Source organism: Virgisporangium ochraceum (assembly GCF_016863655.1).
GTDB lineage: Bacteria > Actinomycetota > Actinomycetes > Mycobacteriales > Micromonosporaceae > Virgisporangium > Virgisporangium ochraceum.
Map to the genome: position 1 here is coordinate 25674 of NZ_BOPH01000073.1, position 24796 is coordinate 50469.

A 24796-nucleotide genomic window follows, 5' to 3' on the forward strand; every position below is an offset into this window, starting at 1 on the left:
AAAGGGGGATATTGGGCAGACGCTACGGGGTCGTGGCGTAGGGGTCGGTTCCCCTCACCGGCGACCCGAACCCATCGGCCTTCACCGTGGCGACCAGCGACCGCCACTGCTCGGCCGTCAGCCTGAGTTCCACGCCGGGCTCCACGGTGCTGCGCACGAGGACCATGCCGTCAGAGGAGTTGACCTCGACGCATGCCCCGTCGGAGCACCGGGAACTGCGCCGCCAGCCCTCAGGCTGCCGGACGTTCGTTTCGTCCACCACCGATACCTCCCGAACTCGCCGTTTCACCTAGAGTGAAGGGCGAGCCGGGAGGCGTTCAAGACCGTATCCGTCTAGCCGTAATTTTCGTCCCGCACGGCGGCGATGAAGGCCCGGAACTCGACCGGGCTCAGCCACAGCTCACCTGCGGCGGGCGCCTTGCTGTCGCGTATGCCGACGCGCGGGCCGTCGGTCGCCACCTCAATGCACGCCCCGTTGGCGCAATAGGAACTACGCCGCCACTGTGGGACGGCCGTTGGGTCGGATGGCGACGATTCCGCCGCGACGCTAGCGCTCATTGGCAACACGTTGCCACGAACGACGAAAACACGCAGACGTGATGATCCAACTTGTTATCTTCCCGATATTCACCCGTCTGAGGGACCATTTCCACACCGTCCGCAGACGCTTCTTCACCAAACGTTATTCCCGCACTTCAAGACGCATCGACATCTCTCGCAACAACCGTACCGCCATTTCCGGGGCGGTTATTTGTAGTTGTTCAGTAACCGACGGAGACGACCGACCCTTGTGGACAGTCGACGGCCAAAACCGCTTGTCGCACAGCGCTTCCCGCACGTCAGACCGACAGGTGTCCGTTTGCTACGTGGCGACGCGACACCCGGAAAACGGCCCATTCTCGTCGGCGTCGTCGATGCGGTCGTCTCTCCGTTCGAGACGGTCAGTCAGCGTTTACCAACCGTTCGAACAAAAGGCTCGTCGAATCGAGCCCTCACCCGAACGCACAGAAACGCCAGCGCCACGGTGAGCGATGGCGGCCCGTCGAACGGGAGCCCCTTACCGGCGAAGCAGAACACAAAGTTTCGCCTTTCACCACCCCGGTTACCCACGAGTTATCTCCGTACCCCTACGCCGCGAGCAGGGAAGGCATCCCCGAAGAGCTGTGCGACGCCCGGCACCGACCATCCGCGACCCGCCCTCCGGAATGCAGGCGAATGGTCGACCACCGAAATCGGCCCGCATTCGAACCGGCGACCGTCGGGCCACCACTTCACCGCATCCCGGCCGGAAGGCGCCCGTCGCCCTTCGGAGGCGGCCCCTGAATCCGGCCGCCCAGAATGGACCGCGCTCACGAATTGCGAATCCGATGGACACACGATAAATCTTTACCGCCCCCAGCAACACACCCGGAAAGCTTCATGACAAAACACAAACAATTCCAACAGCGTTGTAGTCGCCGAGCTACGAGCGGTAGTAAGGCGAGCCTACGGGCTTACGCCACCCTGTTTTCCGACCACCCGGGAGCGGCTCCGGCGGCGCGCCACCGGAACGGCGGCCGAAAACACAGCCGCACGCGGTCGGGCGAAATGCACACCGACTCCGCGCCGGGCCCGGCCGGCCGGCTGCGCCGACGTACGCGCAGGTGGCACCGCGTACCCATTCCCGAGCGCCCACCGAGCGCCTTTTTCCAGCAATCCGATTTCCCCGGTTGCCGCCCTCCGCGGGAATTGACGAAAAGGAGGCTGGAATGGCGAAGATCAGCACGTCGGCGGCGCGATGCTATCGTTCAAGAGGTGCGCACGTCCGACGTCGCAGGTGTTCACCAACCGCAAAACCGTCCTAATGGGGCTGTCGCTCTGACACGTGGCAGACCTAGACTGTGCCAAATGCCAAGTGGCGCTTCGACGCGGGTGGATGATGAGCGCTGAACTGCACGGGCCAATCCTGGGGCGGCGGCGGCTGAGCGCCGCTCTCCGGCATGCCCGTGACCAGACAGGGGCGACCCAGGAGCAGGTCGCCGAAGCGATGGACTGGTCGCTGTCCAAGCTGATCCGGATCGAGAAGGGCACGGTCGGCATCTCCACGACCGACCTGCGGTCGCTGCTCGCGCACTACGGCGTGCACGACAGCGAGAGCGTCAACGCTCTGATCCGGCTCGCCAAGAGCTCGCGGGAACGGCCATGGTGGGCCACGTACCGCGAGCACCTTCCGACGACCGACTTCGAGAAGCTGCTCGGCCTCGAGGCCGAGGCGTCCTCGATCGAGACGTTCCAGTCGACGCTGATCCCCGGGCTGCTGCAGACCCAGGCGTACATGCGGTACGTGCTGGGCGGCATCGTCAACGACGTGGCCGGGCCCGAGTCGGTGGAGGTCCGCGAAGAGGTGCGGCTACGCCGGCAGCGTTCGCTGTTCGAGTCCGACGGCGCGCCGGTGTTCCGCGTGGTGCTCGACGAGGCGACGCTGCGCAGGGTCGCGCAGAGCCCGGCGGTCATGCGGGAGCAGTTGCTGCACCTGGCCGACCTGAACACGCGGTCCAACATCGTCATCGAGGTCATCCCGTTCACCGCCGGGCCGTACGTCGACTCCGGCACGTTCCAGCTGCTCTCCTTCCCCGGGGCCGACCCGCCGGTGGTCTACCTCGAGAACGCCTGGTACGACGAACTGATCGACAAGAAGGACCAGGTGCAGAAGTACGAGCAGCTCCTGGCCAACCTGCGTCGGCGCGCGCTCGACAAGGGCCAGTCCGAGGCCCTGATCCGCAAGATCGCCGACGAGTTCCGCTGAGCCCGGCCGGCCACGTGGCCGGCCGAGCTGTCTACGGGTCCTGGAAGCTACAGATCCTGGAAACAGGGCCGGTCGAGGCGCGTGCGCTCGACCGTCGGGCCCGCGAAGAAGTCGCGCACCACGGGCACGTCGGCCACCCCGCTGCCCGTCGCCGGGCTGAGCACCATCGTCTGGTTCGCGGTCCTGTTCGATGTTCCCGCCGGCAGCATGCCCTGGTAGTCCACCGTGGTCTGGGCGCGGGCGGCGGCGTACAGGCCCTTGTGCGTCAGGTTGTCGCCGGCGGCGGCCGTGTCGAGCGCCGCCTTCAGCGGGTACGACCAGATCCACCCCGACACGTGTCCGTCCTGCGGCGCGAGCGAGCCGAGCGCGTCGCGCATCTCCCGGTGGCCGGCGGTGTTGGCGTTCCACGGTCCCCACGGCGCGGCCCGCACGTAGTTCGCCTTCAGCGCCGCGGCGGCCGGGCCGCGCAGCAGGGCGGGGTCCCAGCTTCGACCGGCGCCGATGATCCGGCCGCGGTAGCCGCGCTCGACGGCCTGCCGCACGATCACCTCGGTCTCGGCGGCCGTGGTCGTCAGCACCACCACGTCGGGCTGCCGGGCGACGATGGCGCCGACGGCGCCCTCCTGCTTGTCGGCGCCCGGATCGGTCTTGATGTTGATGAACGTCATCCCGTTGGCGTCGGCGGCCAGCTTGACGCCGGCCGCGCCGTCGTCGCCGTAGTCGCCGGGCAGGTGGACCGACATGACCGACCGCACGGTGCTGCCCGCCCGGGCGAAGTCGACCGTGTTCATGCCCTCGACGCAGTAGTTGGCGCCCGATGCGAGCATTCCGGGCTCGTACGCCCACGCGGAGGTCCACGAGGCGGGTACGGCGACGGTCGAGTCGGCGCGCAGGTCGCTGAGGATCGCGGCGGTGCCGTACTCGCCCATCGTCTGGGCCAGCGCCAGCACCTTGCCCCGGATCTCCTGATATGCCCGGACGTGCGTGGTCGGGTTCGACCGGTTGTCGCGCACGTACGTCACGACGTCGACCTCGTGCCCGCCGATGCCGCCGGCCCGGTTCACGCGGTCCCAGAACTTCTGCTGCGCCTCGGTGACGGCCGCGGCCTCGGCCGCCCGCGGCCCGACCGTCAGATCGGAGATGATCCCCAGGTAGATACAGCCCTTGCTGCGGTCGACCGCCTTCGGGCAGGGCTCGCTCGTCACGCCGGCGGCGTCGCTGATCGGGTGCTCGCCGTCGCGGCAGGCCGCCACCGACCCGGCGAGCAACCCGCCGAGCAGGGCGATGGCGATCACGTGCCGTTTCATGAAACTCCCCGGGAGAGCGTCGAAGACCAGACAACGATTATGGGACGCGCGTGAGCACGTCCCCCGCCGGCCTGCTCCCGTGCCCGCTCCGCTACGCGGAGTAATTGGTATATTTACGGTCTTAGCTATCGAACCGGGCGACTGCCTTTGCGTACCCGCGCCACCTGGCTAGCTTGGGGCAGTGCTACAGCGGATATTCCGGCTGATCGCATGCGTGGCCGTCGCACTCGGAGTGATGCTCCCCGCGACCGTCGCCAGCGCCGAGCCCACAACCGAACAGCAGCTCGACAAGGCGTACGACGAGCTCGAGCACGTCATCGAGGACTACAACCGCATCGGTGAGGAGCTGAAGGCGGCGCAGGCCGCGGCCGCCGACATCGAGCAGAAGCTCGGCGGCCTGCAGGCGAAGGTCGACGCCACCCAGAGCGAGGTCGGCAAGTTCGCGGTCACCGCGTACAAGGGCGGCGGGAACCTGTCGGCGACCCGGTTCCTGCTCGACGCCGACGACAGCGCCTCGATGGCCCGGCAGGTGGCGGCGATGGAGCGTGTGTCCCGCTCCCGCCAGCGCGACATCGCCGGGTTCGCCGCGGCCAGGTCGCAGTTCGAGGCGGAGAAGAAGCAGCTGGCCGACCTGATCTCCGCGCAGACCCAGCAGCGCGCGGCCCTGGCCGCCAAGAAGGCGGCGATCGAGGCCGAGATCAAGCGGCTGGAGGCGATCGAGGCCGGCCTGCGCACCACGAAGCCGACCCAGACGCAGACGCCCGGCTCGTCGAGCCCGCCGCCGGGCAGCAGCGGCAAGGGCGCCATCGCGGTGCAGTACGCGTACGCCCAGCTGGGCAAGATGTACCTGTACGGCGCCGCCGGCCCCGAGCGGTTCGACTGCTCCGGCCTCACCCAGCAGGCCTGGAAGCGGGCCGGGGTCAACCTGCCGCACAATGCCGCCCAGCAGCACCAGCGCACCGCCAAGGTGACGCGGGCCCAGCTGCAGCCGGGTGACCTCGTCTACTACAACGGCTTCGGCCACGTCGGCATCTACGTCGGCAACAACCAGATCATCCACGCGTCGCGGGCCAGTCAGCCGGTCGCGCTCCGGGGCATCCAGAGCCCGATCGCCTACAGCCGGCCCGGCTGACGCGATGGTCTCGCCGTCGTGGGACCCCGACCGGTACCAGCGCTTCGCCGATGAACGGGCCCGCCCGTTCCACGACCTGATCGGCCGGATCCAGACACCGGATCCGGCCAGCGTGGTCGATCTCGGGTGCGGCCCGGGTCCCACGACGGCTCTCCTGTCCGACCGGTGGCCCGAGGCCGACGTGCTCGGCATCGACTCGTCGGTCGACATGATCGGGGCCGCCGCCACGCACGCGCGTAGCGGACGGTTGCGGTTCGCGGTGGGTTCGATCGCGGACTGGGACCCGCAGCCGGTGGACGTCATCGTCTCCAACGCCGCCCTGCAGTGGGTGCCCGACCACGTCTCCCTGCTGCCCGCCTGGGCGGAGGCACTGAAGCCGGGTGGCGCGCTCGCGTTCCAGGTGCCGCGCAGCGCCGGGATGCGCGCCGGTCAGATCTTCCAGGCGGTCGCGGCCGGCTCCCGGTGGAAGGACCTGCTAGCCGCGGCGGCCACCGCTCCGGGACCGCGTTCGGCCGGCTCGCCGGTGCGGCCGGTCGCCGAGTACGTCGACGTGCTCGCGTCGGCCGGCCTACGCGTCGACGCGTGGGAGAGCACCTACTACCACCTGCTCCAGGGGCCCGATCCCGTGCTCGAGTGGTTCACCGGCACCGGGCTGCGCCCGTACCTCGACGCGCTGCGTGACGACCCGGCCGCGCTGGCCGACTTCCGGGCCGAGGTGGGCGAACGCCTCCGCGCGGAGTACCCGCCCCACCCGTACGGCACGATCCTCCCCTTCCCCAGGATCTTCGTGGTCGCGCATCGCGCATAGGGTGTGACGGTGGCCGACTACCGCCTGGGCATCGACTTCGGCACGTCCACCACCGTGGCCTGCCTGCGCTGGCCCGACGGCCGTACCCGGCCGATGCTCTTCGACGGTTCGCCGCTGCTGCCCTCGGCCGTCTTCCTCACCGACGACAACCGGCTCCTCGTCGGCCGCGACGCCCAGCACTCCGCGCGGGTCGACCCGGCCCGGTACGAGCCCAACCCGAAGCAGCGCATCGACGAGGGGTCGGTGCTGCTCGGGTCCACCGAGGTGCCCGTCACCACGCTGATCGCGGAGGTGCTGCGGCGGGTCAGGGCCGAGGCCTCGACGGCCGCCGGCGGGGCGGCGTTCGAGGTCACCATCGCCTGCCCGGCCGCATGGGGTGAGCACCGCAAGCGGACGCTGCTCGACGCGGCCATGGCCGCCGGCCTGCAGGCGCCGCGGCTGGTGCCCGAGCCCATCGCGGCCGCGTCCTACTTCGACGCGGTGGTGCGTGACCAGAACCGCCCGGCCGGCAACCTCGTCGTCTACGACCTGGGCGCCGGCACGTTCGACGTGAGCGTGGTCGCCCGTGCGGCGGGCGGCTTCGAGGTGCGCGTCTCCGACGGCCTGGCCGACATCGGCGGCCTCGACATCGACGCGGCGATCATCGGCTTCCTCGGCGCCATCGCCGACGACTCCGAGTCGGTCTGGGCGCGCCTGGAGCAGCCCACCACCCCGCCCGAGAAGCGGGCCCGCCGCCAGCTCTGGGACGACGTGCGCACCGCCAAGGAGATGCTGTCCCGGTCGTCGAGCACGGTGATCTTCGTGCCGCTGCTGGAGCGTGACCTGCCGCTGGGCCGGGCCCAGTTCGAGCGGCTCGTCCGTCCGCTCCTCGAACGCACGGTGGTCACCACGAAGTCGGCGATCCGCCGGGCGGCCCTGGCGGAGTCCGCGCCGCTAGACGTCTTCCTGGTCGGCGGCGCCAGCCGGGTGCCGCTGATCGCGACGCTGCTGCACCGGGCGCTCGGGGTGGCACCGACGGCGATCGAGCAGCCCGAGCTCGCCGTCGCCGAAGGCTGCATCGCCGACCTGCGGTCACCCGGCTTCGCGGCAACCCAGCCGCCCCCGGCTCCGGCCCCCGTCTCCGGTGCGGGTCTCGCCGCGTCGCCGGTGTCGGGCCCGAGCGGGCAGCTGCCGGCCCAGCCGTACAGCCCGGTGTCACCGGGGTACGGCGGGCCGCCCTACTCGCCCGTCCCGGCTCCACCGGCCTACGGGCCGGCACCCACGTACGGCCCGGCCCCACCGGTCCACACTCCGCCGGTCCACACTCCGCCGGTCCACACTCCGCCGCCTCACAACCCGCCCCCGCACGGCGGCCCGGCGCCGGCCGGTTACGCGCCGCACTACAACCCGGCGTCGCCGCAGCACAACCCCGGGTTCGGCCCGCCACCCGGTTACCCGCGGCAACCGGCCGGCCCGCCGCCCAATGACCCCCGCTTCGCGCCGGTCGCTCCGCCGCAGCACCACAGCGGCGCACCACCGTGGACCGCGCTCGTGCAGGTGCTCGATCTGGCGATCGGCGAGAGCGCCGGCTTCACGGTGCGGTGCTACCTGCCTGCCGACGACCCCGACGAGGACCCCGATGCCGCGTTCCTCACCGTCGACGGCCAGCTGCTGGTCTTCGACGACCTGCCCGAGCTGACCACCTTCCTGCGCGGACCGCACCCCCACGACCTGACCGACCTCGCCGAGTGGGACGTGGTCCGCCGCGGAATCACCCCGGTGACCGCCGAGCAGTACATGGTCGAGGCGTACGAGCTCGACCTGATCGTGGCCAACGTCGGGCACGGCCCCAAGGAGTGGAGCCCCGACCTGTTCGTGGCCGCCCGCGACCTCGCCGTCGAGCTGGGCAACGCCCTCGACCTGCGGCCGGTGCTGGCCGCCTTCGGCCGCGGCTCCCTCCTCGACCAGGTCGACGACACGATGCGCGCCTACCGGGGCCGGCGCAGCGGCCAGTGGTGGAAGGACCGCAAGCTACACACCGACGAGGTGCACACCGTCCGCGACACGTGGCGCCGGGTCGTCACGATCGTCGAGGCCGCGATCTGGCCCAACGCCGTCCGCTGACCTCGCGCTGTTCCTACCTACGCGCTGTTCCTACATAAACGACGCTCTATCCAGTGTGGTTCGCCGGCACGGATCCACACTGGATAGAGCGTCGTTTATGCCGAACCGCCAAGCCGCCAGGCCGCCCCGCAACCCCGCCCCGCAACCCCGCCCCGCAACCCCGCCCCGCAACCACGCCGGGCGCGGCTCGCCGGACATGCACAGAGGACGCCCGCTTGTGGCGGGCGTCCTCTGTAGGAGGGAAGGAGGTACTCGTCTGGGCTGAGCTACTAGGCGGCGGCCATGCCTTCGGCTCGGGCCAGCTCGCGGAGCCGACCCAGGGCCTGGATCTCGAGCTGGCGGATGCGCTCGCGCGACAGCGAGAACCGGGTGGCCACCTCGGTCAGGGAGTGCTCGCGGCCGTCTTCCAGGCCGTAGCGGGCGCGCATGATGCCCGCCGAGCGGTCGTCGAGGTGGTTCAGCAGCCCTTCGATGCGCTGCCGCTCCAGCATCGACAGAACGACGTCCTCCGGAGACGGGGCGTCGGTGTCGGCGACGAGGTCGCCGAGGTTGGTGTCACCGTCGTCGCCGACCGGGGTGTCGAGGGACACCGTGTCCTGCGACCAGCGGATGAGCTCGAGCACCCGCTCGACCGGCACCTGCAGGGCCTGCGCCAACTGCTCGGGTTCCGGGTCGGAGCCGTGCTCACGGGTGTACTGACGCGCGGCGCTGCGCATCCGGTTGACGTCCTCGACCAGGTGGACGGGGAGCCGCACGGTGCGCTCCTGCTGGGCGATCGCCCGGCTGATCGCCTGGCGGATCCACCACGTCGCGTACGTGGAGAACTTGTACCCACGCACGTAGTCGAACTTCTCGACCGCGCGCACCAGGCCGGTGTTGCCCTCCTGGATCAGGTCGAGCATCGGCATGCCGGACCGGACATACCGCCGCGCGATCGAGACCACCAGGCGCAGATTGGCCCGGATGAACTGATCCTTCGCTTGTTCGCCCTCCGCGACGAGCCGTTCGAGTTCGTCGCGGGAGAGACCGGACGGAAGCGCACCCTGGCCCAGCAGGTGTTCGGCGTACAGCCCGGCCTCGACCGCCTTCGCGAGCCTCACCTCGGCCGCTGCGTCGAGCAGCGGCGTCCGCGAGATCTCGTGAAGGTAAACACCGACCAGGTCGCGCTCTTCGGCAACCTCATCTGTACGAATCTGAACCGCCACGTTCCCCACTTCTTTCGACCCCTCCCCCGCCGTCTGTCGGCCATACCCGTGCTTCGGTCTGTGAAAACCGATGCCAGATCAGGCTGGCCCCTGTCACAACAGCACCGGGTCCATCCTGATTCCGGCGGTCGAGGCCCAATCGGGTTACGACCGCTGAGACCTGTGCCACTTACTACTAAGACGCACCCAGACCTCTGAAGGTTCAACTGACCTGCTGAGAGCCTGCTGAGAGGTATTCGGCGCCCGCGCACGTTTGGATGACCAGAAATTCGGTTGCTAACCGGGAGCGGGGAAATTGCGCTCTTTCCTGTGAATATTCACAGGGAACATCTGCCCGATAATTTCGAGGTCAACCCGGCACCCATGACGGATCAAGCCCACTTTCCGGTACCCGAGTCGGAAACCGGACGGCGTGCCATCACCGAGAGTGCCACGCCGCGTCTCCGCCGGCCAGTGAAATCGGGCCGCGATCCACGGGCTAAGTTGCCGGGATGGCGGATCGCAGCGTCCTGATCACGGGTGGCACGGGCGGGCTGGGCACGGCAGTCACAGCGGCGTTCGCGGAGACGGGTTGGCGGGTGGTGCTCCCGGTGCGGGGCGACGGGCGGGGCGACGGGCGGGGAGACGGGCGGGTCGACGGCGCGCGGGTGCTCACCGGTGTCGACCTCACCGACGAGGCGGCCGTGGCGGAGGTCACAGCCGTGGCGGCGGAGGACCCGGCCGCGCCGCTCACCGCGGTGGTGAACCTGGTCGGCGGGTTCGCCGCCGGCCCGAAGGTGCACGACCTGTCACTCGCGGACTTCGAGGGGCAGTTCTCGGTCAACCTGCGCCCGACGTTCCTCGTGACGCGCGCCGCGCTCCCGCACCTGGTCGCGGCCGGCGGCGGGTCGATCGTGTGCGTATCGAGCCGGGCCGCGGAGCAGCCGTTCCCGGGCGCGTCGGGGTATGTCGCGTCGAAGGCGGCGGTCACCGCGTTCGCGCGGGCCGTCGCGGTCGAGTACCGGGACGCACGGGTACGGTGCAACGTCGTGCTACCGAGCGTCATCGATACGCCCACCAACCGGACCGCCATGCCGGACGCGGATTACGACAAGTGGGTACAACCCAGCCAGATCGCCTCCACGATCCTGTTCCTCGCCGGTCCCGACTCGGCGGCCACCAGCGGCGCGACGATCCCCGTCTACGGGAGGGCGTGATGACCTACCCCGCCGCCGAGCGGCTCGGCCTGGTCGAGGACCTGCACGGTCACCGGGTGGCCGACCCCTACCGCTGGCTGGAGAACACCGACGACCCGCGCACGAAGGAGTGGTCGGCCGCGCAGGACGAGCTCTTCGCCGGTCACCTCGCCGAGCTGGCACCGACGCGCGAGCGCTTCCGGGCGACGCTCGACGAGCTGGAGCGCGCCGGCATCGTCACCGCGCCGGTCTGGCGGGGCGACCGCCGGTTCATGCGCCGGCGCGAGCCGCACCAGGAGCACTCGGTGCTGCTCGTGGTCGAGGCCGACGGCACCGAACGCGTGCTGGTCGACCCGATCGCGCTCGACCCGGCCGGCACCACCACGCTCGACGTCTGGCAGCCCTCGATCGAGGGCGACCGGCTCGCATACGGCGTGTCGGCCGGCGGCACCGAGGAGTCCGAGCTGTACGTGCTCGACGTCACCACCGGCGAGCTCCTCGACGGTCCGATCGACCGCGCCCGGCACTCCTCGGTCGGCTGGCTGCCCGGTGGCGAGGAGTACTTCTTCCAGCGGCACGGGCCGGGTGACGAAGGGGTGCACCACCGACGGGTGTACCGCCACCGGGTCGGCACCGACCCCGCCGACGACGTGCTCGTGTTCGGCGACGGCGCCGAACGGGCCACCTACTTCGGCGTCAACACCAGCCGCGACGGCCGCTGGCTGATCGTCTCGGCCTCCCGGGGCACCGACCCCCGCAACGACGTCTGGATCGCCGACCTCAGCCGGGACACGCTCACGTTCGTCCCCGTGTTCATGGGTTCGGAGCGCGACGCCCGCGCGTACGCGAGCGTCCGCGACGGCCGGATGTACATCTGGACCGACCTCGACGCGCCGCGCGGACGCCTGTGCACCGCGGACCCGGAGGACCCGACGGCCTGGACCACGCTCGTCGCGGAGGACCCGGAGGCGGTGCTGTCGTCGTACGCGGTGCTCGACACCGCGAACCTCATCGCGGTCGACCTGGTGCGGCACGCGGTCTCCGAGGTCGCCGTGCACGACCTCGCGACGGGTGCGCCGGTCGGGCCGGTCGCGCTGCCCCGCGTCGGCACGGTCACCGACCTCCGCTCGCGGCCCGAGGGCGGCGACGAGCTGTGGCTGGCGTTCCACACGTTCGACGCCACCCAGCACGTGCTGCACTGGCGGCCCGGCACCGACGCGGCCGTGCTCGAGTCGGCGGCCGCCGCGCCCACGCCGCCGGCCATCCAGGTGCGGCAGGTCGTGTACCGGTCGACCGACGGCACACCGGTGCGCATGTTCGTGGTGCACGCCGACAGCCCGTACGACGGGCCGCGGCCGACGATCCTCTACGGCTACGGCGGCTTCAACATCTCGATGGCGCCGCGGTACTGGCCGCTGGCGCTGGCGTGGGTCGAGGCGGGTGGCGTGTTCGCGGTCGCCAACATCCGCGGCGGCAGCGAGGAGGGCGAGGCCTGGCACCGCGCCGGCATGCTCGCCCACAAGCAGAACGTGTTCGACGACTTCCACGCCGCGGCCGACTGGCTGGTGACGAGCGGTGTGGCCTCGAAGGTGGGCTGCTACGGCGGCTCGAACGGCGGATTGCTCGTGGGCGCCGCGCTCACCCAGCGGCCCGACCGGTTCGACGCCGTGGTGTGCTCGGCGCCGCTGCTCGACATGGTGCGCTACGAGGAGTTCGGGCTCGGCCCGAACTGGTCGGGCGAGTACGGCACGGCGGCCGACCCGGAGCAGCTCGGCTGGCTGCTCGGGTACTCGCCGTACCACCGGGTCGTCGAGGGCACCGACTACCCGGCGACGATGTTCGTGGTGTTCGAGGGCGACACCCGCGTCGATCCGATGCACGCCCGCAAGATGACCGCCGCGGTGCAGCACGCCACCAGCGGCGACCGGCCGATCCTGATCCGCCGCGAGACCGGCGTCGGGCACTCGGCCCGCGCGGTGACCCGGGCCGTCGAGATGGAGGCTGACCTGCTGGCCTTCTTCGACCGGTATCTCCGGTAAAGGACCCTCCGCTAACCCTCCCGATGCCAAACCGAAAGATCGGACCACTCGCGCCGGCCGGCCCGGCGGCGAAAGATAGCGACCGTCGCATGTCTCGATCCTGGGAGTGAATATGGCTGGTTCCGTGGCTTCGCCGCGGCGGTTACGGCTGGCACGGCACCTCGCCGTCCCGGTACTGGCCGCCGCGGTCGTCGCACTTCTACCCCTCGCGAAACCGGACGCCTCCGGCGGCGCCGCCGACCGGTGGACCCCGATGTCGCCGGTCAACGTCGCGTTCGAGCGCGGCAGCGGCTCCACGGTCACCGGTCACCTGCTCGGGTTCAACGACTTCCACGGCGCGCTCGACCCGCCCACGGGCAGCGGCGCGACCGTCAACGGCACGCCCGCCGGCGGCTCGGAGTACCTCGGGTACTGGGTGAAGAAGCTGCGGGCCGAGGCGCGCCAGCAGACCCCGTACGTCTACACGGTCGCGGCCGGCGACCTGGTCGGCGCGTCGCCGCTGGTGAGCGCCGCGTTCCACGACGAGCCGTCGATCGAGGTGCTCAACGCGATCGGACTGGACATCAGCTCCGTCGGTAACCACGAGTACGACGAGGGCGTCTCCGAGCTCGAGCGGCTCCAGCGCGGCGGCTGCCACCCCGTCGACGGCTGCCAGGACGGCGACCCGTACCGCGGCGCCGACTTCGAGTACCTCGCGGCCAACGTGGTGAACAAGCGCACCGGGCTGCCGCACCTGGCGCCGATCACCCTGCGGTGGGTCGGCGGCGTGCTGGTCGGCTTCGTCGGCATGACGCTCAAGGGCACCCCCGGCATCGTGAACCCGGCCGGCATCACCTCGGTCGAGTTCAAGGAGGAGGTCGCCACCGCGAACATGTACGCCGACCTGCTCAAGCGCTTCCTCGGCGTCAAGGCGATGGTGCTGACCATCCACGAGGGCGGCGCGCAGAACCCGCCGCCGGCCACAATCGACCCGTCGAGCTGCGCGAACTTCGCCGGCGCGATCACCCCGATCGTCGCGGGCCTGCGGCCGGAGTTCGGGCTGGTCGTCTCCGGTCACACGCACCGGTTCTACACCTGCGAGCTTCCCAACTCGGGCGGCAAGAGCGTGGTCACCAGCGCCGGCACCAACGGCCAGCTGGTCACCGACATCTCGTTCGCGGTCGACCGCCGCACGAAGAAGTTCGTCTCGGCGAGCGCCCGCAACGTCATCGCCGAGAACGGCGTGCGCAACCCCGACGGCACCTGGCAGACCACCGCCCCCGGCGTGTTCGTACGCAACCCGGCCCTGGTCGACCCGAAGGTCAAGACGGTCGCCGACAAGTACCGCACGGCCGTCGCGCCGATCGCGAACCGCGTCGTCGGCTCGATCAGCGCCGACATCGTCCGCGACGTCACGCCGGCCAGCAACCAGGAGAGCCCGCTCGGCGACGTGATCGCCGACGCGCAGCTGCGGTACACGCAGGCCTCGGCCGGCGCGCAGATCGCGCTGATGAACCCGGGCGGCATCCGGGCATCGCTGGCGTACGCCAACAGCCCGGGCGGCGAGGCACCCGGCCAGGTGACGTACGGCGAGGCGTTCACCGTGCAACCGTTCAACAACCTCGTGGTGACGCAGACGCTCACCGGCGCCCAGATCAAGGACGTGCTGGAACAGCAGTTCCCGATCGTCAACGGGGTGCAGACGCTGCGGATCCTGCAGGTGTCGGCCGGCTTCACGTACACGTACAACAGCACGGCCGCGGCCGGCAGCAGGATCTCGAACATCGCCCTGAACGGCACGCCGATCGACCCCGCGGCGACCTACCGGGTGACGACGAACGACTTCCTGGCCAACGGCGGTGACGGCTTCACCGCCCTCACCGGCGGCACCAACCGGGTCACCGCTCCCGGCTTCGACGTCGACGCGCTGATCGCCTACCTGGCGACCGGCCCGATCGCGCCGGGCCCGGCGAACCGGATCACCCGGGCCGGCTAAACCGGTATCTGTCGAGCGGACCCCCTGGCACGCTGTGCGCCAGGGGGTCCGATCTTGTTCACTGACAAACCGACGCTCACCGGCGAGCGCGTCATCCTGCGCCCGGTCACCGTCGACGACGTTCCCGGCCTGGCGGCGATGCTCGACGACCCGGAGGGCCGGCAGCTCACCGGCACCCACGCCACGTTCACGTCCGAGCAGCTCTACGCGTGGTACGCCACCCGCGGCGGGGAGCCGGACCGGCTCGACCTGGCCGTGGTCGACCGGGCCACGGGCGGGTACGCCGGCGAGGTCGTCCTCAACGACCTCGACGAGGACAATCTCTGCTGCGGCTTCCGGATCAGCCTCGGCCCGGCCGCGCGGGGGCGCGGCCTGGGCACCGAGGCCACCCGCCTGACCCTCGGCTACGCCTTCGGGATCGGCCTGCACCGCGTGGAGCTGGAGGTGTACGCGTTCAACCCGCGGGCACAGGCCGTCTACGAGAAGGTCGGCTTCGTCCGTGAGGGCGTCCGTCGCGACGCCCTACGGTGGGACGGCGGGTGGGTCGACGCCGTCACCATGGCGGCCCTCGCCACGGAGTGGCGCTAGACGCTGTCCCATTTGAAGAGCTTGGCCGAGATGGCCGTGAGTACCACCGCGAACCCCAGCAGGATGCCGATCTCCGGCAGCACCACCTCGGGGGTGCGCCCGCGCACCATCACGTCGAGCATCGCGTTGTTCAGGTGCTTGAGCGGGAAGACCTCCGAGACCGCGCGCAGCCAGCCCGGTGCGTTGTCGAGCGGGAAGAACGACCCCGACAGGAACGCCATCGGCAGCACGATGATGTTGACGATCGCGCTCGCGCTCTCCTGGGTCCTCGCCCACGAGCCGGCGAGCAGGCCGATCGACAGGAACGCCAGCGTGCCGGCCATGATCAGCGGGATGGCCATCCACCAGTACGCCGTGAGCTTCAGCCCGAAGTAGGGCAGCGACGCCACGCCGATGAAAAGGGCCGTCTGCGCGAACGCGATCACCAGGCTGATGCCCACCCGGGCGGCCACCACCGCCGCCGGGCTCACCGGTGCCAGGCGAAGCCGGCGCAGCAGCTTCTTCTCCCGCCAGGTCACCAGCGTCAGCGCGGCGCCGAACGTCGCGCCGGTGGCGATGGCCCAGCCGAGCAGGCCGGGGGTGATGAACTGGATGGTCTCCAGCGACTCGTCCTCGACCTGCACGACGTCGAGGGAGAACTTCGGCGGCACGCCGCTCAGGGACAGGTTGGCGCTCTCGACGAGCGAGTTGAAGATCGACCGGACGGTGCCGGCCCGCACCTGGTCGGCCATGGAGAAGTGCAGGACGACCTCGTCGCCGCGCTGCTCGACGGCCGCCGCGACGTCACCGTCGCGGACGGCCTTGAGCGCGGAGGCGGCGTCGTCGCGGCGCTCGACGCTCATCACCTTGTCCAGCTCCGTGCGGGCGTCGGCGGGCAACGAGTCGAGGACCGGCACAGCGCCGATCTGCAGCACGTCGACCTTCGCCACCCCGCTGTCCTTGAAGAGGCCCCCGAACAGCAGCAGGAACATCAGCGGGAAGAAGATCGTGAAGAACAGGGCGGCCCGGTCACGGACGAACCCGAGCAGCATCGCCCGCGAGAGGCTTCGTAGACCAAGCATCAGGCCCGGTACTCCCGTCCGGTCAGGTTGAGGAAAACGTCCTCGAGGGTCGCGGCGCGCACGGACAGGCCACGGAGCGCGTCGCGCTCGGCCAGAGCGGCGAGCACCGGAGCGGGCTCGGTCGTGGCGATCGTCAGCGAGACGCCGTCGTCCTCGACGGTGGCGCCGGGCTGGATCGCCTGCGCGTCGGCGACCGGCAGCACGCCGCTCTCCACCGAGATGCGCGTCGGCGCCTGCAGCCCCCGTACCAGGGTGGCCGGCGGACCCAGTTGGAGCACCTTGCCCCGGTCCATGATCGCGACGCGGTCGCAGAGCGCCTCGGCCTCGTCCATGTAGTGCGTGGTGAGCACGACGGTGCGGCCGGCGTCGTTGATCTGCCGCAGCAGGTCCCACAGGTTGCGCCGGGCCTGCGGGTCGAGGGCGGCCGTCGGCTCGTCGAGGAAGACCAGTTCGGGGTCGTGCACGAGCGCACAGGCGATCGACAGCCGCTGCATCTGGCCGCCGCTGAGCTTCTCGGTGCGGGTGTCGGCCTTGTCGGTGAGGCCCACTGTGGCGAGCATCTCGTCGGCCCGGTCGGCGGCGACCCCGTAGAGCGACGCGAACATGCGGATCTGCTCACGCGCGGTGAGCCGCTCGAAGAACGAGGACGCCTGCAACTGGACGCCGATGCGGGTCAGCAGGCTCCGGTTCCGCGGCCACGGCGAGGTGCCGAACACGCTCACGCTACCGCTGTCGGGCTCCCGCAGCCCTTCGATGATCTCCAGGGTGGTGGTCTTGCCCGCGCCGTTGGGTCCGAGGATGCCGAAGAACTCCCCGGGCTGGACCTCGAACGTCACACCGTCGACGGCTCTGGTGTCGCCGTACTGCTTGTGGAGGTCCTGTACCTCGATCGTCCCCGTCACGACCTGCACGATAGTCGGCCAACATCAACCGGCGCGCCCGACCAAGGTCTGGTCGAACGCGCCGGTTTTGTCCCGCCTCACGGCGTCTATAGGGCTACGTACGGATCGTCGGCCGACACTGTCTCGTACGCGCCGTCGTGGTTGTGATCGGACACCAGGTCGGTCCACCAGCCCTGTTCACCGGGGTCCGAGCCGATCAGGTCGTAGGAGGCGTCGAAATGGCTATCGGACAGGCTGCCGAGATCGAGACCCGAGAGGTCGAACTCGAGACCGTCCAGCAGCCCACCGGGCTCCTCGATCGCGAGCGGGTCCTCGTACTCGTTCACGTCGAGCGGCTCGGCCGGGTCGTCCTCGTGGGAGGGTCCCCACTCGGCGTCCTGGAACGACGAGGCGTCGTCGTAGCTCGCGTCATGGTCCGCGCCGGTGGGGGCGTCGGACCAGAGCGAGTCGGGCGCATCGTGGGTGCCGTCGTCGCCGGCCCCCTCGAGGCCCTCAAGAAACTCGAATTCGCTCATCGCCGCTGCTCCAGCCGTCGTTTGGTGATGTGCTCAACGGTAGGTAACAGCGGAGCGCGGGTGCTCCCCAAAGTGTGCCGCGCTCGCGAGCAACCTTCTGCCGGGCTCGCGGGTCGCGCGACTACTGCGCCCGCGGGTCCCTGATCTCGGAGCGCTGGGCCTCGTACGCGGGCGCCTGCCGGCGCTCGTCGAGCCAGCCGTCGCCGTCGGTGTCGACCCACTGGGTGTCCAGGGCGCCGTCGCCGTCGGCGTCGGTGGTGGCCTCGTCGATCAGGCCGTCGCGGTCGAGGTCGTGGCCGACGAACTCGGCGTGACCGTCGCCGTCGCGGTCGACGGACAGGTCGACGCCGCCGTCCTCCCGGTTGGTGGCGGTGAAGTCGTCCCACCGGCCGTCGCCGTTGGCGTCGACCCGGGTGGTGTAGTCCTGCGCGGCGGCGCTGGTGTAGAGCGTGCCGCGCGGCTCCTCCTCCACCCCGCCGTCGCCCATGAAGTCGCCGGCCTGGCTCACCACGGCGCCGAGCCCTTCGCCGTGCCCTTCGCCGTGCCGGGGCCGGTACTCGTCGCTGCCCGGCTGGTCACCGAAGCTGGCCTGAGACGCGCCGTCGTCGGTGCCGAAGCTGGCACCCGAGTCGACCGGCCCGCCGCCGCCCTGTCCGCCGCCGCCCTGTCCACCGCTACCCTGCCCGCCCGGATCCGCCGAGCCGAAGCTGGCGCCCGACCGGCTCTCCCCGGCGCCGAAGCTGGCGCCGGAGCGGCTGTCGTCGGCGCCGAAGCTGGCGCCCGACCGCGACCCGTCCTGGTGGTCGGTCAGGAACGAGCCGCCGGCGCCACCGCCCTGCCCGCCGGTGTCGGCCGGGTTCAGGGTCGCGTCGCCGAGGCCACCGAACCCGCCCATCGGAGAGAGCAGGCCGAACAGGCTCGCCTTGCTGGTGCGCGTCTCGACCTGGCGCTGGCTGTCGCCGGCACCGGTGTCGACCTGCGACCGCAGCAGGTCGAGCTCGTCGGGCGACAGCCGGTAGCCGGCCAGCGCACGGGCCGGGTCGGTGGCCAGCTCGTCACGGAACGCCGGGTCGGAGATCAGGCGTTCCAGGGCGGCGTCAAAATCCGTCATGGCGCAACGGTCCCTCGGTCAGTCAAGTTCGGGCATCGGGACGGGCTGCGGCCGCGGCCGGCACGTCCCACACTGCACGGCGTCCTCCACGACGAGCCCCTCGGCGCGGCCGCGTGCCTGGCTACGGTGCACCTCGAGGAGGTAGGGGCCGAACTTCGCGTGGTCTTCGCACAGCCCACGCGCGCAGAACCGGCATGAACCGCGCGCAGCCTTGGCGCAGAACCAGCACAACATCCGACTATGTCTCCTTCTCGTCAACCGTGGGGGACGTCTGTGGGCACCGGGCCTGGTAGGTGACCGAGCCGGCGCTGGCCGATGAAGTATTGCCGGCCCCATCGGTGGCCACAATGGTCACCGGGATCGTGTAGTTGGCCTCGTCGGTACCGAACGGGCCGATGGGTCCGCTGGTGTAGGTGTTGCCACCGCTCATCGTCACCGTCGTGGTCTGTCCGAAGAACGTGTACCGGGCCACCACCGACTTCACTCCCGACGCGGCGTCGGACACCAGCGCGCTGATGGTGAACGTCGTCGGCGTGGTGCGGCAGTACGTCGCGTAGATCAGCCGTGGCCCGGCCGACGCCCGCTGGATCACCGGACCCGTCGTGTCGCGCGGCGGCGCCGGCGAGGTGGTCGTCGGCGGGTTCTGGGGTGGGTTCTGGGGTGGATTCTGCGGCGGGTTGTTCGGTGGGTTGTTCGGCCGCGTCGTCGTCGGTCCGCGGGTGGGCCCGCGGGTCGGGTCCGGTGCCGTCGTGGTGGAGCTCGACGGCGGCGGGGTCAGCGACGGCACCGGTGACGCCGACGTGGCCGGCGGGTCGGTGGTGGGAGCCGCCGTGCCGGCGACCGGCAGGGCCACGCCGTCGCCGCAGTCGAGCGCGGTCTCGGTGGTCGGCAGCAGGTCACCGGCCAGGCGGACCGCGCCGATCGACGCCACGGTGGCCTGCGGCTCGGTGATCCAGCGCGCGTCGCCGGTGTTGGCGATCGGGCCGGCCGCGGTGCCGAGGGCCATCGCGAGCGGCGCGAACGCCGACGACGTCGCACCGGTGTCGACCAGTGCCCGGCCACGGTCGAGCCGCAACGCGGCCGACGGACGGGTCGGGCCGGCCCCGGTGCTGGCCAGCTCGCCGATCCCGGCCGCCGACCCGGCGCACAGCACGGTGCGCGCGCCGCCCCGGAACGTCAGCCAGGCGCCGGAGCGCCGCCCGACGGTGACCGAGTCGCCGGCGCTCACGTACACCTCGTCGCCCTCGGCCAGGCGCACCTCCTCGCCGTCGACGACGGCGACCGTCGTGCCGCGCAGGCCCGTGAGCATCGCCCGGTCGGTGGGCATCTCGGCCCAGGCGGGACCGGGCCAGATGTTGCTCGTGGTGACGCCCAGCGCGAACACCAGCAGCAGGAGCAGCAGCCACCACAGCTTGCGCTCGAACCGGCCGTCGGCGTCTTCGTCGACCGGCGGAGGAGCACCCGGCGGTGCGGCGAGGGGCGGGTACGCGGCGGGTGGGTGGGCGCCGAAGGTGGGTGCCGTGGCTCCGGCCGTGGACGACGGGCCCCCGGTACCCAGGAGCAGGGTGGTGCCGCCGACGGCGGGCAGGGTCCAGGTGCGCACGGGGGTGCGTGCGGTGGCGTTCGCGGCCGGCTGGCCCTCGCCGCGCGGGCCGATCAGGGCGCCGCGCTGCAGGTCGGTGCCGTCGGACAGGGTCACCACGCCGGCCGCGACGACCACCGCGTCGGTGGGGTCGGCGGTGGTCACCGGGGCGCCGGGTGCCCAGGTGGCCGGCTTCGAGCGGGCGGCCATCGCGAGCCGGTCGTCCTCGGTGAGCCCGGCCAGTGCCGGCGACTCGGCGAGCAGCGCGTCGAGCTCGGCCCGCTCGGCCGGTGGTGGACCGGAGACCGGGCCGATGGCGCCGGCGACGGCCGGCGCGGGCACGGCGAGCAGCGTGGTGCCGGCGGTGATCCAGGTCAGCGCGGCCGGCGCGCCGGTGACCGCGCCGGCGAGCCCGACGACGCCACCTGGGCCGACCCGCTCCCGCACCAGCCCGGACGGGTCGTTGGGCCGCCGGCCCTCGACCGCGCCGTCGACGACGACGAACACGTCGGGCTGGGCGGCGCCGGCGAACACCAGGTGCTGGCCGGTGCGCGGGTGCACCCAGCGGGCCTGCTCGGCGAGCGCGACCAGGACCGGCACGGGCAGCCGGCCCAGCGACGACTCACGCAGCGCGGCCAGCCGCCGGGGCGCGTCGGCGGCCCGGTTCCGCTCGCGTACGGAAGCACGCAACCGACGGACTCTTCGAGACGACCAGCCAGCTAGCGCGTAACACACAGGCGACAGCAACCCCGCGACCACCGCGACCAGCAGCACGCGGGCCGGCCACCCCGACCGCCACAGCCCCGTGACCAGCCCGGCCACGCGGTCGGTATATATGCGGTACGCGAGGTTCGCGGCGATCACCAGCCAGACCACGGCGAGCATCCCGTACAACGCGACCAGCCGGCCCTCGCGGTCGAGCTGGGCGAAGCGCGGCGGCCGGCGCCGCACGCGCGCGACCACCCAGGCCAGGCCGCGGGCCCGCAGGTTGGGGACCTCCAGCCAGTCCATGAGCAGGTAGTAGCCGTCGAGGGCGAGGAACGGGTTGAGGTTGAACAACGCGTTGACGTACCAGGCGAAGCAGAGCTTGAACGCCCACGGCGCGGCCGGCGGGTAGACGACCGCCAGGAGCTGCGCGAGGCCGGCGAGCACGAGCCCGGCGGCCGGACCGGCGGCGGTCGTGATGATGCGGGCCTTCCGGCCGGCCATCCACACGTCGGTGGTGTCGACGAAGACGCTCGGGATGCCGAAGTAGACGAGGAAGCCCGCCACGGGTACGCGCCGGCCGGCGTGTCTGGTGGCGAGGGCATGGCCGAGCTCGTGGCACGCCAGCGCCACCACGTTGAGACCGAGCAGCACCAGCGCACCGGCGATGTAGGAGTCCTCGGTGAGGAACACCGCCTGCGCGCCGGTCGCCCAGGTCCACACGAACAGCCCGATGCCGACCAGCGCCACCAGCGCCGAGAGGAGCGCGCCGGCACGGGTGAAGAACAGCCTTCCGCCGCCCTTGTAGAGGGCACCGACGAGCGGGTCGACGCTGGCAAGCACCACCCGGCGGCCCTGGGCGAACGCGACCATGCCCCGGCCCAGGCGCACCGGCCACGGCTTGCGGAGAGTGTGCTGGATCGGCCGGAACGCGTCGACCGGCAGCTCCTCGAGCATCCGGTTGGCGGCGAGGTCGGCGATGACGCGGGTGACCTGGTCTGGCGCGAGCTTGCCGGAGATCTTCGCGAACTCGGCGACCAGGCGGGCGACGGTGCGGGTGCCGTCGCAGAGCAGCGCGAGCCGCCACTCGTCGGGGGTCAGGCGCAGGTACCGGGACTCGCCCCGGTCGGGCGAGCGGAGCATCACGTACGGGACGCTGCGCGCGCTGACCAGGTGGGCGTCCTCGATGTCCTTCCGCAGGACGGGGCGAGCCTTCGCCGGGTTCAGCCGGTCGACGACGGCGCGCCACAGGCCCGGGTCGGCCGGACCGGTCGGAACACCGGGGGCGCGCCCGGCGAGCGCCTCCCAGACGCTGATCCGCGTTTCGGCAATAGTCATCGGCCCCACCTCGCGGTCGCAGGGTAAGCACCGATCGACGCCTGTAACAGGGTGTGGCGGGAAAACGACAGATGACTATCCGAACGGTTACGGTCGTCGATCCGACCGGCCGAGCCTCTTCCGGCCCGGGAGTGGGGTTGCCGGGTACGCCCCCGAACAGCTCGTCCCCGGCAACCCGTTCACCCATCCCCCCGGGTACTCCCCGGAGTGACACGGTGGGCAGGCCAAACTCCACCCTCGATTTGGAGCCGGCCCGCCCACCGTCATTGGGGAGGAGAGAAGAACGTCACCGCTACATCTGACGCGGTGGGGACACGGAGGGTTGCACGGAATCCGAGGTTCCCGTCATGTGGACTGTCGGGCTCCCCGACCGGAGCACGGTCTGCGTGACGCCGGCCAGCCCGCGCCGGGTGGCACCGAGCCCGGGATGGATCGGCGGGTGCGCCCGCAGCGTCACAGCCAGCCCGCGGGCGGTCAGCACCCGGCGCAGCGACGTCAGCAGCGACTCGTCGCCGATGAACGCGGCCACCGTGGTCGGCGAGCCGTCGGCGAGCGCGAACGTGAGGCGCACCGGCGCCACCACGGCGCCCACGCGCAGCGCCGCCTGGAACAGCGCCGGCCGCAGCGGTCCGCTGGCCCGGCCGCACCAGGTGGTGCCCTCCGGGAACGCCACCACCGCGCCGCCGCCGCGCAGCGCGCCGGCGACCGCGTCGACCGTCGCCGGCAGCGAGCGGGGCCGGCTCCGGTCGATGAACACCGTGCCCATCGCGACGGCGAGGCGGCCCACCACCGGCCACAGCCGCACCTCGCTCTTCGCCAGCGGCCTGGCCGGCAGGTGCGCGGCGAGCACCACCACGTCGAGCCACGACACGTGGTTGGCCACCACGAGCGCGCGCCGGGTGGCCAGGCGGCCGGTCACCTCGTGCCGCACTCCGAGCGCGGCGAGCAGGGCGCGGGCGATCCGGCGGGCCGTTCCCGGCACCCGGCCGTCCGGCAGCAGCGGCAGTACCGCCGCGGCGAACAGCAGCACCGCGGCCGCCGCGACCACCCGGCCGGCCACCGTTGTGGGCCGGGCCCGCGGTTCGGCGCCGGGCCGCGGAAGGCACGCCGTGGTGCAGGTGGACGCGGGACGCCAGAGCGCGGCTTCCATGTCGTGACCCCTCTCCGTTGCCGGTCAGACGCCGAGGAAGTGGCGCATGTACCGCGGGTCGACCCGGTCGAGGCCGAGCAGCACGAGGAAGTCGGCGACATCGAAGTCCGGGTCGTGGGCGGGCGGGCCGCACACCCAGGCACCGAGGCGCAGGTAGCCCTTGAGCAGCGGCGGCATGCTCGCCCGGCGGTCGGTGAGCGCGGGCGTGGCGGTCGGCCACGGGTTGCGCGGGCTGACCCGCCAGGCCGGCGGGGCCAGGTTGCGGCGCCGGGTCAGCTCCCACACGCCGGCCGCGGTGGCTCCGCCGTCGTCGAGCGGCACGCTCGCGCAGCCGATCAGCCACCGGTGGTCGTGCAGGTGCATGTAGCGGGCGATGCCCTGCCAGATCAGGTTGATCACCGCGCCGGTGCGGTGGTCGGGGTGCACGCAGGAGCGGCCGGTCTCGACGAGCCCGGGCCGCAGCGGCGCCAGGCCGCGCAGGTCGAACTCGCCGTCGGCGTAGAGCTTCTCGCGCCGGCCGGGCGGCAGCATGCGGTAGGTGCCGACCACCTCGTCGTCGTCGGTCAGGATGACGAGGTGGTCGCAGTCGGCGTCGAAGGGGTCGATGTCGAAGCCGGGCTCGGGGGTGTGCAGCACGGCTCCGAGTTCACCGGCGAAGACACGGTGGCGCAGCGCCTGGGCGTCCCGCACCCGGGCACCTTCCGTGGCGATGTGCACCGTGTACCGGCGGGTGGCGCCGGTCGGAACTGACCCCGCCGGTGTGGCCGCGAGAATGGTCATGGCATCTGTGTAAGGGCCGACGGTGACGCCCAGTTGGCGCGGCCGTGAAGCGTGGCCGGCGCGGGCGTGAGAACGTGTCGCACGTGGCTGGTTACAGCGCGACGCCCCTCGTCCGGAAGCTCGGTGTGGTGCCCGGCCACCGCGTGCTCGTCGACGGCGCGGCCGGCTTCGACCCGGACTGGCCGCCCGGTGCGGTGGTGCACCGCCGGGTCCAGCGGTCGGAGCCGTACGACGTGGTGCTGTGCTTCTGTGCCGACAGCCGGCGGCTGGCCGCCCGGTGGCCGGTGCTGCACCCGCTGACCACGCCGGCCGGCGCCCTGTGGGTCATGTGGCCTAAGCGATCGTCGGGGGTGGTCACCGACCTCTCCGAGAACACGATCCGCCACTACGCGCTGTCGCACGGTCGCGTCGACGTCAAGGTGTGCGCGGTCGACGACACCTGGTCAGCGTTGAAGCACGTCATCCGGGTTTCCGACCGGTGAGATCACCGACCCTGACCCCACACGGATGGGCGAAATAAGGGAACATCGGGCGT

At 71.5% G+C, this 24796-nt stretch carries 20 protein-coding genes; 9 read left to right on the top strand and 11 right to left on the bottom strand.

Translation table 11 applies throughout. From position 1 onward, the window contains the following. Positions 1-22 precede the first annotated feature (22 nt). Together Voc01_RS25380 and Voc01_RS54155 are read right to left on the bottom strand one after the other, a co-directional pair. Positions 23-259 (bottom strand): DUF397 domain-containing protein, encoded by a 237-nt coding sequence (locus Voc01_RS25380; RefSeq protein ID WP_203930049.1) that lies wholly within the window; start codon positions 257-259, stop codon positions 23-25. Between the two features lie 74 nt (positions 260-333). Further along, a complete protein-coding gene (locus Voc01_RS54155) occupies positions 334-558 on the bottom strand; it encodes a DUF397 domain-containing protein (RefSeq protein ID WP_203930050.1) in 225 nt (74 codons plus the stop codon). A 1360-nt stretch (positions 559-1918) separates the two neighbouring features. Between Voc01_RS54155 and Voc01_RS25390 the strand changes: the two genes are divergently transcribed. Further along, positions 1919-2785: a helix-turn-helix domain-containing protein gene (locus Voc01_RS25390; protein ID WP_203930051.1), complete on the top strand. Its 867-nt coding sequence runs from the start codon at positions 1919-1921 to the stop codon at positions 2783-2785. A 47-nt stretch (positions 2786-2832) separates the two neighbouring features. Here Voc01_RS25390 and Voc01_RS25395 read toward each other — a convergent pair whose 3' ends face one another. Next, positions 2833-4092, bottom strand: coding sequence for an ABC transporter substrate-binding protein (locus tag Voc01_RS25395; RefSeq protein ID WP_203930052.1), 1260 nt, complete (start codon positions 4090-4092; stop codon positions 2833-2835). Positions 4093-4327: 235 nt separating this feature from the next. Between Voc01_RS25395 and Voc01_RS25400 the strand changes: the two genes are divergently transcribed. Genes Voc01_RS25400 through Voc01_RS25410 form a run of 3 tightly spaced genes read left to right on the top strand, consistent with a single transcriptional unit; the run spans position 4328 to position 8135 of the window. Then, positions 4328-5224 (top strand): C40 family peptidase, encoded by an 897-nt coding sequence (locus Voc01_RS25400; protein ID WP_203930053.1) that lies wholly within the window; start codon positions 4328-4330, stop codon positions 5222-5224. 4 nt (positions 5225-5228) lie between these two features. Continuing rightward, positions 5229-6032, top strand: coding sequence for a methyltransferase domain-containing protein (locus tag Voc01_RS25405; RefSeq protein WP_203930054.1), 804 nt, complete (start codon positions 5229-5231; stop codon positions 6030-6032). Positions 6033-6041: 9 nt separating this feature from the next. After that, positions 6042-8135, top strand: coding sequence for an Hsp70 family protein (locus Voc01_RS25410; protein WP_203930055.1), 2094 nt, complete (start codon positions 6042-6044; stop codon positions 8133-8135). Between the two features lie 269 nt (positions 8136-8404). On the opposite strand, the gene Voc01_RS25415 is transcribed toward Voc01_RS25410, so the two are convergent. Beyond that, on the bottom strand, positions 8405-9349 hold the full coding sequence (locus tag Voc01_RS25415) for a sigma-70 family RNA polymerase sigma factor (protein ID WP_203930056.1): 945 nt from the start codon (positions 9347-9349) through the stop codon (positions 8405-8407). A 482-nt stretch (positions 9350-9831) separates the two neighbouring features. Here Voc01_RS25415 and Voc01_RS25420 point away from each other — a divergent pair, with 482 nt between their 5' ends. From Voc01_RS25420 to Voc01_RS25435, 4 genes are all read left to right on the top strand, one after another. After that, positions 9832-10536, top strand: coding sequence for an SDR family NAD(P)-dependent oxidoreductase (locus Voc01_RS25420; RefSeq protein WP_203930057.1), 705 nt, complete (start codon positions 9832-9834; stop codon positions 10534-10536). Next, positions 10536-12554, top strand: a complete 2019-nt coding sequence (locus Voc01_RS25425) for a prolyl oligopeptidase family serine peptidase (RefSeq protein ID WP_203930058.1) — start codon at positions 10536-10538, stop codon at positions 12552-12554. The genes Voc01_RS25420 and Voc01_RS25425 overlap by 1 nt, the downstream gene beginning before the upstream one ends. Before the next feature lie 112 nt (positions 12555-12666). After that, entirely contained in the window at positions 12667-14529 is a 1863-nt protein-coding gene (locus Voc01_RS25430) for a bifunctional metallophosphatase/5'-nucleotidase (RefSeq protein ID WP_203930059.1), read from the top strand. A 54-nt stretch (positions 14530-14583) separates the two neighbouring features. Next, entirely contained in the window at positions 14584-15117 is a 534-nt protein-coding gene (locus Voc01_RS25435; protein ID WP_373873868.1) for a GNAT family N-acetyltransferase, read from the top strand. Here the strand turns inward: Voc01_RS25435 and Voc01_RS25440 are convergent. The 7 genes from Voc01_RS25440 to Voc01_RS25470 form a co-directional block, all read right to left on the bottom strand. Continuing rightward, positions 15114-16178 (bottom strand): ABC transporter permease, encoded by a 1065-nt coding sequence (locus tag Voc01_RS25440; RefSeq protein WP_203930060.1) that lies wholly within the window; start codon positions 16176-16178, stop codon positions 15114-15116. The two genes, Voc01_RS25435 and Voc01_RS25440, sit on opposite strands and share 4 nt — an antisense overlap. Beyond that, the gene (locus Voc01_RS25445; protein WP_203930061.1) at positions 16178-17080 is read right to left on the bottom strand and encodes an ABC transporter ATP-binding protein; all 903 of its coding nucleotides are present in this window, start codon (positions 17078-17080) and stop codon (positions 16178-16180) included. The genes Voc01_RS25440 and Voc01_RS25445 overlap by 1 nt, the downstream gene beginning before the upstream one ends. Positions 17081-17166: 86 nt before the next feature. Continuing rightward, complete coding sequence (locus Voc01_RS25450; RefSeq protein WP_203930062.1) at positions 17167-17595, bottom strand: hypothetical protein; 429 nt, start codon at positions 17593-17595, stop codon at positions 17167-17169. 121 nt (positions 17596-17716) lie between these two features. Beyond that, positions 17717-18706: an Os1348 family NHLP clan protein gene (locus tag Voc01_RS25455; protein ID WP_203930063.1), complete on the bottom strand. Its 990-nt coding sequence runs from the start codon at positions 18704-18706 to the stop codon at positions 17717-17719. Between the two features lie 238 nt (positions 18707-18944). Further along, a complete protein-coding gene (locus tag Voc01_RS25460; RefSeq protein ID WP_203930064.1) occupies positions 18945-22331 on the bottom strand; it encodes a cyclic nucleotide-binding protein in 3387 nt (1128 codons plus the stop codon). 292 nt (positions 22332-22623) lie between these two features. Then, positions 22624-23481, bottom strand: a complete 858-nt coding sequence (locus Voc01_RS25465) for a lysophospholipid acyltransferase family protein (protein WP_203930065.1) — start codon at positions 23479-23481, stop codon at positions 22624-22626. A gap of 24 nt (positions 23482-23505) precedes the next feature. Beyond that, positions 23506-24261 (bottom strand): GNAT family N-acetyltransferase, encoded by a 756-nt coding sequence (locus Voc01_RS25470; RefSeq protein WP_203930066.1) that lies wholly within the window; start codon positions 24259-24261, stop codon positions 23506-23508. A gap of 83 nt (positions 24262-24344) precedes the next feature. Between Voc01_RS25470 and Voc01_RS25475 the strand changes: the two genes are divergently transcribed. Continuing rightward, positions 24345-24743, top strand: a complete 399-nt coding sequence (locus Voc01_RS25475) for a DUF3052 domain-containing protein (RefSeq protein ID WP_203930067.1) — start codon at positions 24345-24347, stop codon at positions 24741-24743. Positions 24744-24796: the final 53 nt, after the last annotated feature.